The organism is Paenibacillus sp. sgz302115, from assembly GCF_056120445.1.
Genome location: NZ_JBVYOK010000004.1, coordinates 132,035 through 146,468, shown reverse-complemented (window position 1 = coordinate 146,468; position 14,434 = coordinate 132,035). Strand labels below are relative to the sequence as shown.

Here is a 14,434-nt window from a genome sequence, read left to right as displayed (position 1 = left end):
TTCCTCTCTGGAATGATTTATGGTTCCAAGCCCCAAATCAATGTTCCTTCGCGGTACAGTGTGACTTTATTCCAATCAGCGAAGGCTGTCTGAGTGCCGCTGTAGGAATAATCGTTATTCTCGTTATAAGCTGCCCAATCCGTCTTGTTGAAGCGTATCTGAATTTCACCGGTATCTGCTCCTGGAGCAAGGCTGCCGGCACCTGAGGCAAAAGAAATCTCGACATAAGCATCCGCAAGCGCGGTCCCCGGATTCAGCTTGCCAAAGCTGCCGCTCAGATTACCGCTGCCGATCGCAGCGTAGTCGCAATGAAATTCCTGCGGCTTGTCCCCGTCTACGGTGTAATAATACCGGAGCTTAAGCCCGCTGAGATCGACAGCCGCTGTTCCTGTATTCACGATTCGGAACTGGCTGCGGATTTGTGAGTCACCGGGACTTGTATCATTGGTGCGGTACTGCACACGTAAAGTGCCTGTTGCCGGCGGAGTGGACTCCTTCGGCCGGGCGCTGACCTGTGCGGACGCTGTACTCTCGCCTACACTATTCGAAGCGGTCACTACGTAATAATAGTCCACTCCGTTAACCAGCCCGGTGTCGCTATAGGCCGTCCCTGTTACGGTCCCGATTGCACTATAAGGCCCGCCGTTCACCAGGGAGCGTTTGACAGTATACTGTGCCGCGCCGCTGACAGCGTTCCAGCTCAAGGCCACACTGGCATTGCCGGCCACAGCCTGCACCCCGGATGGATGTGCCGGAACCTGCGGTTCACCGGGATTGCCGCCCGATGGCAGCTCTCCATACACTTTAACTCCTGCATCGAACACCGGAATATAAGGATTTTTGACAGGTGAGGATGCCGAAGTAGCAACGCCCTTGAAGGAAAAGTCATTCGAGTTATCCCAGAAGGCCGTGTTCAGGGGAGCCGATATCCGGAACTGAATCTCCTTACGGAAGGCAGATTGCCCGCCGGGATAGATCGGTGTTCCGGTGAAGTCGATCTTCGTATAATAAATATGCTTCGCTGCATCATAAGGCTGCAATTGCGAGACGGTACCGCCCTGGTTGTAGCCTCCCGCCTTGACCGTGATATCCTCCGGCCCATAGCCCGCAGCTACAGCTTCACTTAGATCTACATAGTAATTAAAAGACATCTGGCTGCTGGAGCGTGCCGGCCAGCCCGAACGGTTATTCAGCAGCGCCCGGATTTCCACGAAGTTGCTGCCGCTGGCATTGACAGAGGTCTCGGCAAACATCTCATCCTCAGGTGTTTCTGCCTCAGGGAAGTTGGCCAGCGGCTTTTGTCCCTGTCCGTGCAGGATCATCATTTTAGCTAAAGCACCTGTAAATGCTGAATTGTAATCGGTTGCAACTTCATTTGAAACGTAATCGCCGATGGAGTCGGTATAACCGTCGGTCTTGGAAGGACCTCCAACCAGCGCTCCGTAAAGAATGTGCCGGTGGTTCGCAGGCGTGGTCTGGCTGTCGCTCCACGAACCATGCGAGGTCCGGTGATGCGGATGCTGCGGCGCATTGCTGCCAAACCCGATAACATAGCTGCTGTTACGCGGATTATCGCCCAGCATATACTTAATCTGCTGTTCAGCGAACGTGCGGGCTGTAGCCTGCTTCGCCGGATCGCTTACCCAGTCGGCATAGACAAACGCCAGAAAAGCCTGGTTGGCCGCATACCGCAGCGCTCCCCAATCATCCAGATGCGCAAGTCCGCCAGGAGTATAGGCTACACGGTCGGACGTGCCGTTCACTCCAGTCGTCCAATACTGCATGTTCCGTTCAGTGGATTGGATGAACTTGCTGTCCCCGGTGATGCGCGACAGCAGCAGCTGAGCACCATAATGCTTATCATCCCAGGACTGGGTCCATTGATAACCCCATTGTCCGGCTTGATTGGTAGACCACGAATTACTTGCGGTTATAGCCTTGTTCAGATAAGTCTGGTCGCCGGTCGCCATGTACAGCCAGACGCCACCCCAGCTTAATTCATCCGCATAACCGCTCCAAGACTTGTAATACTGCGTAGCGTCAGTGATACTCTCGGAGTAAACCCCCCGGTACGTATCGGCAAAATTGTACAGCTGCTTCGCATGCAGCAGCAGCTTGTCCGCATAAGCGGCGTCCGAATCCCTAAAGATGATGGATGCCGAAGCTAGCGCCGCTGCGGTTTCCGCCGCCAGATCAGAACCGGGATGGGCTGCGTCAATCTTATACGCAGGGCGTGCCATCGGCATGACCTCTGCTGCTCCCCACCAATTGTGATCCGCAGTACCGTTGCCGACCTGTCCCCATAGCTCATTCGGAGCAGTATGCGCTTTCATAAAATAGTCTGTTGCCCAGCGGATGTTGTCCAGAATCTCCTCAAGCTGCCCGGACTGGACATAACCATCCTTGTACTCATAGACCGACCATGCCAGCATCGTGGCTGTGTACGCCATCGGGAAGCCAAATTTGACATGATCTCCCGCATCATACCAGCCTCCGGTCAGATCGTGACCGACATCCGCACCGTCCTGCAGTCCCGAGTCGCCTCTCCATTCCACACGGTTGTTACCCGGCAGTACGCCGGAACGTTGGGTTTCATAGAAGTAGATAGATTTCTGCAGTGCCTCTGCATAATTGTAGCTACTTCCCGCAGCCTTGCTCACAGACGGGTGAAATGCAACACCTGAAAACATAGTGCAAGTTAACATTAAACTCAAGGATAGAATAAGACCTTGCTTCCCTTTCCTCTTGTTCATCTTAACCCTGCTCCTTTCTTTTCCTCACAATTCATTTGGATTGACTTGCTCACGCACCAATACCTCCCCAGTGCCTAGATTGGACATTTTATGCGGCTGGATTCATCTTCCACCTCCCATGTTGATGTTAGGATTTTTCATCCTATATACACATATACCATAAACGGGCGTTTATTGCTATATATTTACATAGAAAAAAAGATGAAATCTGGGCTTATTTGTAAATAAAATTTTCTTTTTCGCTAAATTGCTGTTAAAAAAAGAACCCCTCCTCCGCCAGAGGCAACAGCGCCTCATGTAGCGAATGAGCGGTTCTTCATTGTCTAATCCTTATCTGGTAGGGTTACTGTCCGCGCCGTAAGCCCTGATTGTGGCGGATTTTTGCTTCATTGCCCTGTTCGGTAGCTTCATAAAAGACCTTCCCGGCTATCGCCTTAGGCAAATAATCCTGCTTCACATAATGGCCGGGAAAATTATGCGGATACTGATAACCCTCGTGCCCGAGCGCTGCCGCGCCTTTATAGTGCGTATCCCGCAGATGCAGCGGAACCTCGGCCGATTTGAGCTCCTCGATGCAGTCCATCACATTCGCAATCGCCATTGCGACGCCATTCGACTTCGGACTCTCGACCGCGAACAGGATGGCCTGGGTGATGTTCAGTCTGGCCTCCGGCCAGCCGTTGTTGCGGTAGGCTTCCAGGGCGCTGACCGCCTGTACCATCGCCTGCGGATTGGCCAGGCCGATATCCTCGCTGCTGGCCGCAATCAGGCGGCGGATGAACGTCATCGGGTCCATGCCAAGCTTCTCCACGGCATAGAGGAACCAGAACAGGGCGGCGTCGCTGGAGCCGCGGATGCTTTTGTGAAAAGCCGACAAGACGTCATATTGCGTCGATTCATCGGCTTTGACGATCGGACGGCGGATCGACTCCTCAGCCACCGCAAGCGTAATGTGCACGCTGCCATCCGCCTCCGGCGCTGTCGTCATCGCTGCCAGCTCCAGGGCGTTCAGCGCCCGCCGGATGTCGCCATTCGCCATGCCCGCGATATGCTCCAGCGCCTCTTCATCCACTTGCAGCTCCATAAATCCGAGCCCGCGCTTCTCATCAGCCAGTGCTCTCCTCATCGCTATCATACTGTGCGCACTGCTTAAGGATTCTAGCTGGAACAGCGTGGAGCGGCTCATAAGCGCCCCGTTCACATAATGGAACGGATTCTCGGTCGTGGCTCCGATAAAAATAATCGTCCCCTTCTCCACAGCCGGCAGCAGCGCATCCTGGCGGGAGCTGTTGAAGCGGTGCACCTCGTCCAGAAACAGTATCGTCTTCGTGCCATACAGCGATTTATTGTTCTGGGCGCGCTCAATCACCTCGCGCACATCCTTAACCGAAGCCTCCACCGCATTTAGCCGGACAAATTCACCTTGGGTATGATGGGAAATGATATGGGCCAGGGTCGTTTTGCCGCAGCCGGGGGGGCCATAGAGCAGGATGGATGAGACCTGATCGGCTTCAATCGCGCGGCGCAGCAGCTTGCCCGGACCCACAATATGCTCTTGTCCAATATATTCATCGAGATTCTCCGGCCGCATCCGGTCTGCCAGCAGCCGGCCGCTTGCGGGCTCCTCGCTGAGTGAAAATAAATCCATTATTCCACTTCCTTGCTGTAATCTTGGGGATAAGAGAAACATTCCTGTCCTCTATCATACCACACTGCATCAGCAATCAAGAAGAAACGCGCCGCCGTTCTCTTCTGTAATTTGAATAAAAAGAGCATGACCTCGCCCTCGTGGCGGGTGCCATGCTCTTTGTTCAAAGTTAAGGCTAGCGGGTCAGCGCCAGCCGCATTTTTGAAATGATTTTGCGGATGCTTTCCTCAGATAAGTGGTATCTCTCCTGCAGCTCGTTCACCGAGCAGCCGCTGCGGTGACTGCAGAAAATCTCCTCATTGCGGTTGGCAATTTCTTGCCGGGAGCCGCTGTTCTCGCCCCATTTTACCCGTTGCTCCGTTTTCTTGGGGATATAAAGCAATTCACCCTGGATGTATCCCTGAAGCTCTTCGAGCAGGCCCGGGGGGAGCACATCCTTTCCATTGACATAGCTCACGCTGTGTTTCCTCCTTCAACAGGTGTGTTCCGTTTAGTCCGTCCACTGCATTGTTAAATACCTTCATGCCACCTGCCTCCTTTCTTCTCCTCAAATTTGGTAAAACCGTAAGTTCATTATATAAAACCCTGTGGTTAGCGTCTACATTCAATGTCATTCCGGCGGGTGTACCGTCCTGGTAACGGCCCTTTCCCGCATCTATCTATAAATGATAAGGAGGCCTTTCGGCCTCCTCGTAACAGGCTTCCGCACTAAGCGGAAACCACCTCGTATACTGAAATCATTTCAATCAGCCTCCTTCCAGAAGTAATCTTGCCCGGCCGGACACTTATTATTAAGCCATAGCGACGGGCAGGTTACAAGTTCAAGAATAGTTATAATTATTCTTGACCAGCAGGGAGGATACTATTTTTATTCGGATGGGGCTTGATCCGGCCAGCCGGAGGCGGTTCCATCTCCGTCCTGCACATAGGACGGGAGGGCGCTTCCGCACAGCAGCCACAGCTCATGCAGTGCGCGGGTACAGCCTACATACATCAGCTTCGCGTCCCAGGCCGCGGCTCCGTAATGGTCCGAATCGGCATCAGCCAGGATGACTGCGTCGAACTCCAGCCCCTTGGACAGATATACCGGCAGGACGGACAGCCCACCCTTGTATTCAGTCATGCTGCCGTCGATCAGGTGTATATCCTCAAACTGGCCGGAAAGCTCGCCGTACAGCTCAGAGGCTTCCCGCATGCTGCGGGTCAAGACGGCCACCGTGCGGTATTCCCGGCCGGAGAGTGCCTTCAGGGCCGTCCTTACAGCATGGACACGGCCCTCCCCGCCTGCTGCCGCAGCTTTGGGCAGCTCTTCGCTATAAGAAATCAGGCGCACGGGATTTCCGCTGCGGAAGACCGGTACAGCGAGCAGGCTGCTGCCGACACCGGCGGAGAGAATACCGTTGGCAAATTCGATAATCTCCATGGTCGAACGATAGCTGCGGGTCAATGCGTGGTAAGCCGTATTTTCAGGAGCGAACAATCTCTGCATCTCTTCCCAGGCATGGACGCCTTTATAAGCATGGATACCCTGCGACAGATCGCCCAGAATGGTAAAGGAGTGTCCTTTGACATACAAATCCAGCACCGCAATCTGAAATGGCGAGAAGTCCTGCGCTTCATCAATTACGATATGGTCAAAGCGGCTGCCGCCCTCATTGCCGTTCAGCAAATAATGAATATACAGCAGCGGCGGCAGATCCTCTTCATGCAAAATGCCTTTTTTGAGGTCCTTGACGGTCATCTTCAGCACACCCTGCGGAATAAGCTCAGGTGCTTCAGCCGGCCAATCCTCAGGAACCTTCACCGCGCGGAAAAGCTGCTTGTAAATGTTCAGCGGCTCGTACTTCGGCCATTTGGCGCTGTAGGCTTTTTCGCGTGCCGCGCTTTTCTTCTTGCGGTCCTTCAGCGCCGCCGCCGAGGGACTCTTCTTCAGCTCCATCTCAACCCAGCGGTGAATCCGCGCCATTACGCGTTCCTTGCGCTTCGCTGGAGGATACGGGGCGTATTCCTCGTTATGCCAGCGCAAAATCATGGACCGGCGCAGTACCGCCCCCTCCCAGGGGCTGAAATCGCCTTCGGGCACCGCACCGTTCTCCAGCAGCCGGATAGCGGACTCGATGATCTCCATAAGGGCAGTCGATCCCTTGAACCGGCCCGGTGTCTCTTCTGTAATCTCTGGCATGCCGCCTTCTCTTTCGAACCAGAGGTTCATTGTTTCGGCAGCATTCTGCTCTGGCAGCTCAAGTCCCAGCACATCCGCCGCCCAGTCAGGGAAGGTGCTCTGGGCAATGTTGCCGACCCCAAGCTCGGGCAGCACATCCGAAATATAATCCAGAAACATTCGGTTCGGCGCGAAAATAATCATTTTCTCCGCAGAGACCTGATCTTTGTATTGGTACAATAGGAACGCCAGCCGGTGCAGCGCTACCGTAGTTTTTCCGCTTCCCGCCACGCCCTGAATAATCAGCGCGGTGTTCTTCGCCGCCCGGATAATTTTATCCTGCTCCTCCTGAATCGTCGAGACGATGTCGCGCAGCCGGTTATCCTTGTTCTCACCCAGCCGGTAGACGAGGAATTCATCCGATACGGCCGGTCCGTCGCTGTCCCGGTTATACGTATCCGCTACCCTCTCCAGGATCTGCTTGCGTATCACCACGTTGCGCTTCAGGTACACCAGCCCTTCGATCAGCCCCTCCGGGGCTTCGTAGGAGGCTGGCTCCGTACCGCCGGTAAACGAATAGAACAGGCTCGCTACCGGAGCGCGCCAGTCAATCACCAGCGGACGGTCGCTTACCTGTTCCCGGTCTACACCGATTTTACCGATGTAGAGCGCTTTGCGGTCATCCTCATCTGTACCCTGAAAATCAAGCCGTCCAAAATATGGCTCCTGCCGCAGCTTGGCAAGGTCTTTGCGCCGCTGCTCCCTTGAGGCCTCCAGCGCCTGCTCCGTATAATCGTGCCCTGTGTACACCGGAATGCTGCGCAGTCTCTCAAGCACCGTGTCAATCTCTGTAAGCGTGCTGTTCAGCCTGTCTTCTTCCTCTTGATAGGCACTTTGAAAGTTGTCCTCCAATTTCAGTTACCTCCTAAAAGATTTGTATGCCACTGATTCGCCTCGTGTAAGACTGGCTTCACTCACACAAAAAGGATATTTATTATATCACAGCAGAGTATGAAATGCCATATCTTTCAAGCTACATATTTCGACATGAAGTTTCATCCCATAAAAGCATGCAGCGCAAAGTTAGCTACGAACAGGCCGGCAATTCCGTACAGCGCGGGCGGAACATCCTTGCCTTTGCCCATAGCCAGCTTAACAATCGGATAGGTGATGAAGCCGAACGCCATACCGTCCACAATACTGTAGGTGAACGGAATCATCACCATGATCAGAAAGGCGGGGAACAGCTCGGTCATGTCGCTCAGATCCATCTCGCGCACATTCTGCACCATCAGGCCGCCGATCACAATCAGAATCGGCGCGATGGCGCTGTCCGGCACATAAGCCAGCAGCGGAATGAACAGGAACGTGGCCCCGAACAGGAGGCCGGTGACCAGCGAGGTCAGGCCGGAGCGCCCCCCGGCGGCGATCCCCGCCGTGGACTCGGCAGCAGCAACCACAGGGCTGCTGCCGAACAGCCCGGCGGCGATATTCGCAATGGAGAGCGCCCGCAGGCTGCTTTTGAAGCGTTCGGGACGGCCTGCCATCAGCGTCTGGGATGAGATCAGGCCGATATTTTCAAACACGACAATCAGCAGCAGCAGGAATACAGCAATCCAGAAGACCAGGCTGACGATTCTGCTTAAGTCCATCCCGGCGAACACATCGCCATAGCCTGTGAACACGTGTCCAGAATCAGTATTCTCCGGTACCTTGGCTGCTCCAAGCAAATAAGCGAGTCCTGTACCCACCAGCATGCTGATCAGCAGCCCGCCGCGTGTCCCCCGTATGAATAACACAAGCGCCAGAATCAGGGTCACACAGGAGGTAATGACCGCCGGATTACTGAAATGCCCAATCGCTACAAAGGTCGTCCGGTGGGCGATCACAATTCCGCTTTTTTGCAGACCGATAAACGTCAAAAACAGCCCGATTCCGACAGTAATCGCATGCTGCATATTATGGGGAATCGCCTCGCTTAAGATCCGGTACAGGGAAGTAAACGCGACAATGGCGAACAGCACTCCCGTCACGATTACCACCGCAAGCGCTTCGCGCCAATCCAGCTTCATGGAATGCACAAGCGTATAGGTGAAAAAAGCGTTAATGCCCATGCCCGGCACGACGATAATCGGCGTTTTGCCGCCAAAAGCCATCAGCAGGCAGCCGGTGACCGCCGTTAGCAGCGTAGCCACCATCCCTGCCCGCAGCGGCATCCCCGCATCATGCAGAATCGCTGCGTTAACCATTACAATATATACTGAAGCAAAATAGGACAGGATGCCTGCCGCCCATTCCTGTTTCCAATTATCACCCGGCTCCAGGCCTACGCTATTTCGCCAAATCTTCGATTTCATTTTGCAACCTCCACTGATTTTGAGTTCCTCCGGCGGTATCTTTTCGATAAGACTATTGTCTTTCCGCAGCCGCAATAAAAGGGCGTAGCAGCCGGATAAAGCTGTACGCCCTTGTGTCCTGTGTTCTTAGCCGATGTTATTTATCTGAAGGATTCTTCCGGCCCAGTAGGAGCTTCTCTACAGACTGAACAATACGCGAGGCACGCGTTTCTTCCCGCTTGGCTTCCATAATCCAGGTGATATAAGCTTTACGGTGTGAAGGGGCGAGTGCGGCAAAAAAGCTCTCCGCTGCCTCATTCTTCTTCAGCGCCTCCTGCAAATCCTCTGGAACAGGGAGCACCGCTGCCGCAGGCTTCTTAGCAGCCGAAGGGGTTCCCGAGCCGCTTCGGCGCGTCGTGGCTCCAAGCGGACGGAACCGCATCGCCGACCATGTCTCGTCAACTGATATAAGCGATACTCCTTCAAAGCCTGCGTCTTTCACGTTATCCCAGCCCTTGTCCCGGCTGAGATCGGTCTTGAGCCCGGAGCTTCCCTTCGGATAACATAACCACAGCAGGCCGTCCGGCCGGATGGCGCTAAGGGCAGCAGGTGCAAATTGCTCCAGTTCTTTCACAGTCGCTGCGAACAATTGTACGTAATCATACGTCCCCTTGAGGCCGGAGTTATACTCTGCAGCCCCGGCTTCAAGGCCCAACTCCTGCAAATACCCTTCTGGCGGCTGCAGCACGAGCACACTCCCGCCCTGCGGCAAGCGCAGCTTCTTGATCAGCGCTTCATTCATACCGTGATTCCACCAGCCTCCAGCAGATCACGCACGGTGACGCTGACCATAATGAGGCCGACTACCGGCGGCACGAACGAGTTGCTGGCTGGCGGCTGCTTCGCTTTGCGCCGGTCCGGCGCATTGGCAGGGACGATCTGTTCCGTAACATCCTCACGCGGCTTCACCGGCTGTTCGGTTGAGAAGACAACCTTTATCCCCTTCTTGATGCCTTCCTTGCGCAGCTTCTGGCGGATCACCCGGGCAATCGGGTCCATGCTGGTCTTGGAAATGTCGGCCACCTGGAAGCGGGTCGGGTCCATTTTGTTAGCTGCGCCCATGCTTGAAATCATCGGGATTCCCCGGGACAGACATTCCTTCATCAGATGAATTTTGTAGATAATCGTATCCGAAGCATCAATTACGAAATCCAGCTTATATTTGAAAAGCTCCTCATACGTTTCTTCCGTATAGAACATATTCAGCGCAATCGCTTCACATTCCGGATTGATCAGCTTGATGCGTTCGACCATCAGATCCGTTTTGTTCTGGCCTATGGTGGTTGTGAGCGCATGAAGCTGGCGGTTGATGTTGGTGATGTCTACCGAATCCTTGTCGATGAGGATAATGCGGCCAATCCCGGTGCGGGCAAGGGCCTCAACCGCCATCGCGCCCACACCGCCGATCCCGAGCACGGCTACTGTGCTGTTCTTCATAATCTCCAGACCTTCCGGTCCAATCGCCAGCTCTGTTCGCGAGAACTGATGCAGCATGATGTACAGCCTCCTAAAAGTTTTGTAGCGTATGCTTCCTGAATTTAGCTTCGTACAAACCTCACTTCGGAAACATACACTTTTAGTCTTATAAGCATCTAAAAGCTTACGGAGTAGGCAACCCGCTCCGTAAGCCAAATTTAATTTATTGCTTTACTTTTTCCGGTTTTGGAGCCAGCTTGATGTGCAGCTGTTCCAACTGTACGGCGTCTACAGGCGCAGGAGCATCCATCAGCAGGTCGGTTGCACTTGCCGTTTTCGGGAAGGCAATGGTTTCCCGCAGATTCGTGCGGCCGGCAAGCAGCATTACCAGGCGGTCGAAGCCGAAGGCAATCCCGCCATGCGGTGGAGTGCCGTATTCGAAGGCATCCAGCAGATAGCCGAATTTCTCGTAAGCTACCTCAGTTGTGAAGCCAAGCGCATCGAACATTTTCTCCTGCACATCGCGTTTGTAGATACGCTGGGAACCGCCGCCTACCTCATAGCCGTTAAGTACGATATCGTAGGCTTGCGCACGGATGGCTCCAGGATTGGTCTCGAACAGGTGCAGGTCTTCGTCCATTGGACGGGTGAACGGATGATGTTCCGCCACATAACGCTTCTGGTCTTCATCATAGCTAAGCAGCGGGAATTCAGTCACCCAGGCGAATTTGAACACACTGTCGTCGATCAGCCCAAGCTGGCGGCCAATCTTCAGGCGCAGCGCCCCAAGAACATCAGCCACTACCTTCTTATTATCAGCGGAGAAGAGCAAGAGGTCGCCTTCTTCGGCGCCTGTGCGCTCCTTCACGGCTGCAATCTCTTCTTCAGTGAAGAATTTAACGATTGGCCCCTTGAATTCGCCGTCCTTCACTTGAATCCAGGCCAGACCCTTCGCGCCGTAACGTGCAGCATAAGGTCCCAGATCGTCAATCTCCTTACGGGTCCAGGTGCCGCAGCCTTTCGCGTTGAGGCATTTGACCTCTCCGCCTTTTTCGATGACAGAGGCGAAGACCTTCACACCGCTTGAGGCTACGATATCATTCATTTCCACCAGCTCCAGGCCAAAGCGCAGATCCGGCTTATCCGAGCCGTATTTGCCCATGGCTTCGGCGTAAGTCAGGCGCTGGAACGGAACAGCAACCTCGACGCCAATCGTTTCTTTCAGCAGTCGCTGCATAAGAGTCTCCATCATCGACAGCAGCTCATCCTGAGGCATGAACGAAGTCTCGATATCGAACTGGGTGAATTCCGGCTGGCGGTCAGCGCGCAGATCCTCATCGCGGAAGCAGCGGGCCATCTGGTAGTAGCGCTCGATACCGCCCACCATCAGGAGCTGCTTGTAAATTTGCGGCGACTGCGGAAGCCCGAAAAATTCACCTTCATGCACCCGGCTTGGCACCAGATAATCGCGTGCGCCTTCCGGCGAGCTTTTGGTCAGAATCGGAGTTTCAATATCAATGAAGCCTTCGCTGTCCAGGAAGTCGCGGAAAATCTTCGCCGCTTTGGAACGGAGCAGCATCGTCTTGTACATTTCCGGACGGCGCAGATCCAGGTAACGGTATTTCATGCGCAGGGACTCATCCACTTCCACGCCATCTTCAATGAAGAACGGCGGCGTTTTAGCGGCATTCAGTACTTCAATATTTGTAATCTGCACTTCGATTTCACCAGTCGGCAGATTGGGGTTGATCGTTTCATCATCTCTTTTTACAACTTTACCCGTAACGGCAAGCACATATTCACTGCGCACCTTGTCGGCAATCTGCAGCGCTTCGCCGGAATAGTCCGGGTTGAACACGATTTGCACAATTCCGCTGCGGTCACGCAAGTCAATAAACAGTACGCCCCCAAGGTCGCGGCGGGTCTGCACCCAGCCGTTAAGAGTTACAGTCTCGCCGATGTGCCCGGTCGTCAGTTGTCCACAGTGATGGCTTCTAGTCATTATTTATCTACCCCTTCATGGTTAAAATACTTGTGTTATTGCTAACCCTGTTATCACATCAGTAACAAATCTCAATCCAGCGCGGATGCCAGTTCTTCGAGCTTGACCGTCCTTTGTTCGCCTGTGGCCATAGATTTCAGGGCAATGACGCCGCTATTCAGCTCGTCTTCACCAAGAATTGCGGTATACCGCGCATTCAGCCGGTCTGCCGATTTCATCTGCGCCTTCATTTTGCGTCCAAGGTAATCACGTTCCACAGAGTATCCCAGGCTGCGCAGAATGAACAGCTGCTTCGTAATCTCCAAATCCGCCGCTTCACCAAGAGCGACAAAATATACATCAAGCGGCTTCTCCGTCGGCAGCTCCACACCCTGATTCTCCAGAATCAGCAGAAGCCGCTCCAGTCCGATCCCGAACCCGATACCCGGCTGATCCGGCCCGCCGATTTCTTCCACCAGACCGTTGTAACGGCCGCCGCCGCCAACTGTATCAATAGAGCCAATGCCTGCCGCCTTATATTCAAACGCTGTATGCGTGTAATAATCAAGACCGCGTACCAGACGGGGGTTAATGCTGTATTCCACACCCATCACGTCCAGATGCGCTTTGACCTTTTCAAAATGTGCGGTGCATTCCTCATCCAGACTGTCGAGAATGGACGGCGCACCGCCAAATTTATCCTGATCCACCTTGCAGTCGAGCACCCGCAGCGGATTGCGTTCCATCCGGCGCTGGCAGTCGCTGCAGAGGGTATCTCTCATCGGCCGCAGGAAGTTCAGCAGCTTCTCGCGGTAAGCCGCACGGCTTGGCGCATTGCCGACAGAATTCAGCTCTACCTTGACATCCTTCAGTCCCAAATCCTTGTAGAACTGATACCCCATCGAGACCACTTCGGCATCAATTGCCGGGTCCACCGCTCCAAAGGCTTCAATCCCGAACTGATGGAACTGGCGGTATCTTCCTGCCTGCGGGCGTTCATAGCGGAACATCGGTCCGATATAATACAGCTTGCTGACATCCGGTTCGCCATACAGCTTGTTCTGAACGTAGGCACGCACAACGCCGGCTGTTCCTTCCGGACGCAGCGCCAGATCGCGGTCTCCCTTATCCTTGAAGGTATACATTTCACCTTCCACAATGTCCGTTGTTTCTCCTACACCGCGTTCAAACAGCCCGGTATGCTCGAACAATGGGGTGCGAATCTCCCGGTAATTGAAGCGGCGGCACAGCTCTCTCGCCTTGCTCTCAACGTATTGCCATTTCTCCACTGCACCCGGAAGCACATCCTGTGTGCCCATAGGTTTCTCGAATCTTTCTTTAGCCACAGCCTATCCCTCCTGAAAATAACAAAAAATCCCTCGTCCTGTTCATTACAAACAGGGACGAGGGATTATCATAACCAATAATTCACCCGTGGTGCCACCCACATTCCGGATTCAAGCAAACTGCCTTAAATCCGCTCAAAGCGGTTAACGCCCGCCTACGCGCATCGGCTACTAACCTGCGGCAATTCTGAATTGCCTGCTTTCGCCGTGCGTTCTCGGGGAAGTCATTCGTCCGTTCATCAACAGAATCCTTGCAGCCAGGGCGGAAACGGTACGCGTCCTTCCTATGGACGAAAGCCGGTTCAGCGGGGATTCCTCTCTGGGGTTGTGGGTTACGGAGTACTTGGTCCCGTCATCGAAACAATATAACATACCGTATACTGTTAGATTCTACTGAACCACTGCGCTAAAGTCAAGGAATGAAATGAAATTGGTGGTGCGAAACTTGTAAATAATTATCGTTCAAAAAAAATGACCTGCAGCCGATTGCTGCAGGTCCATCATCATATATTATAAAAAAGGGGGTCATGCTTCTATTATATTCAGGCTATATTAAGGAATCATGAATGTAATATTACGGTTGTATTACAGAAAAGAAAGCGTTTTATTTTCTAGGACATTCCCCAGTCTCAGATCACAAATTACTTTACACTACAACATTATTCTCTGTCCAGAGATTTCATTCAACATTTTTCAGCTCAAGGGCAAAAATCAAGCTCCTGGCGACCCATAC

9 protein-coding genes are annotated in these 14,434 nt (G+C 53.6%); all 9 read right to left on the bottom strand.

Annotated features, from left to right (window positions below; genetic code table 11):
* Window positions 1-17 precede the first annotated feature (17 nt).
* The gene (locus tag AC0LWN_RS11150) at window positions 18-2,753 is read right to left on the bottom strand and encodes a glycoside hydrolase family 9 protein (protein ID WP_474665189.1); all 2,736 of its coding nucleotides are present in this window, start codon (window positions 2,751-2,753) and stop codon (window positions 18-20) included.
* 343 nt (window positions 2,754-3,096) lie between these two features.
* Window positions 3,097-4,401, bottom strand: a complete 1,305-nt coding sequence (locus AC0LWN_RS11145; protein ID WP_474665187.1) for a replication-associated recombination protein A — start codon at window positions 4,399-4,401, stop codon at window positions 3,097-3,099.
* Between the two features lie 175 nt (window positions 4,402-4,576).
* On the bottom strand, window positions 4,577-4,858 hold the full coding sequence (locus AC0LWN_RS11140) for a CD3324 family protein (protein WP_019909096.1): 282 nt from the start codon (window positions 4,856-4,858) through the stop codon (window positions 4,577-4,579).
* Window positions 4,859-5,269: 411 nt separating this feature from the next.
* The gene (locus AC0LWN_RS11135; RefSeq protein WP_474665184.1) at window positions 5,270-7,474 is read right to left on the bottom strand and encodes a HelD family protein; all 2,205 of its coding nucleotides are present in this window, start codon (window positions 7,472-7,474) and stop codon (window positions 5,270-5,272) included.
* A gap of 143 nt (window positions 7,475-7,617) precedes the next feature.
* Complete coding sequence (locus tag AC0LWN_RS11130; protein WP_474665182.1) at window positions 7,618-8,919, bottom strand: NCS2 family permease; 1,302 nt, start codon at window positions 8,917-8,919, stop codon at window positions 7,618-7,620.
* Between the two features lie 136 nt (window positions 8,920-9,055).
* Window positions 9,056-9,700: a YdeI/OmpD-associated family protein gene (locus tag AC0LWN_RS11125; RefSeq protein ID WP_474665180.1), complete on the bottom strand. Its 645-nt coding sequence runs from the start codon at window positions 9,698-9,700 to the stop codon at window positions 9,056-9,058.
* The gene (locus tag AC0LWN_RS11120) at window positions 9,697-10,452 is read right to left on the bottom strand and encodes a tRNA threonylcarbamoyladenosine dehydratase (RefSeq protein WP_474665178.1); all 756 of its coding nucleotides are present in this window, start codon (window positions 10,450-10,452) and stop codon (window positions 9,697-9,699) included. Before AC0LWN_RS11120 ends, AC0LWN_RS11125 begins: the two co-directional genes overlap by 4 nt.
* A 145-nt stretch (window positions 10,453-10,597) precedes the next feature.
* Window positions 10,598-12,376 carry an aspartate--tRNA ligase gene (gene aspS / locus AC0LWN_RS11115; RefSeq protein WP_474665176.1) on the bottom strand — a complete coding sequence of 593 codons (1,779 nt, stop codon included), beginning with the start codon at window positions 12,374-12,376 and terminating at the stop codon, window positions 10,598-10,600.
* Window positions 12,377-12,447: 71 nt separating this feature from the next.
* A complete protein-coding gene (gene hisS / locus AC0LWN_RS11110) occupies window positions 12,448-13,674 on the bottom strand; it encodes a histidine--tRNA ligase (protein ID WP_458963929.1) in 1,227 nt (408 codons plus the stop codon).
* Between the last annotated feature and the right edge of the window lie 760 nt (window positions 13,675-14,434).

Coding starts and splice junctions, on each gene's coding strand:
- AC0LWN_RS11150 (WP_474665189.1), bottom strand. CDS start 2,753: ATGAACAAGAGGAAAGGGAAGCAAGGTCTTATTCTATCCTTGAGTTTA.
- AC0LWN_RS11145 (WP_474665187.1), bottom strand. CDS start 4,401: ATGGATTTATTTTCACTCAGCGAGGAGCCCGCAAGCGGCCGGCTGCTG.
- AC0LWN_RS11130 (WP_474665182.1), bottom strand. CDS start 8,919: ATGAAATCGAAGATTTGGCGAAATAGCGTAGGCCTGGAGCCGGGTGAT.
- AC0LWN_RS11125 (WP_474665180.1), bottom strand. CDS start 9,700: ATGAATGAAGCGCTGATCAAGAAGCTGCGCTTGCCGCAGGGCGGGAGT.
- AC0LWN_RS11120 (WP_474665178.1), bottom strand. CDS start 10,452: ATGCTGCATCAGTTCTCGCGAACAGAGCTGGCGATTGGACCGGAAGGT.
- aspS (WP_474665176.1), bottom strand. CDS start 12,376: ATGACTAGAAGCCATCACTGTGGACAACTGACGACCGGGCACATCGGC.
- hisS (WP_458963929.1), bottom strand. CDS start 13,674: ATGGGCACACAGGATGTGCTTCCGGGTGCAGTGGAGAAATGGCAATAC.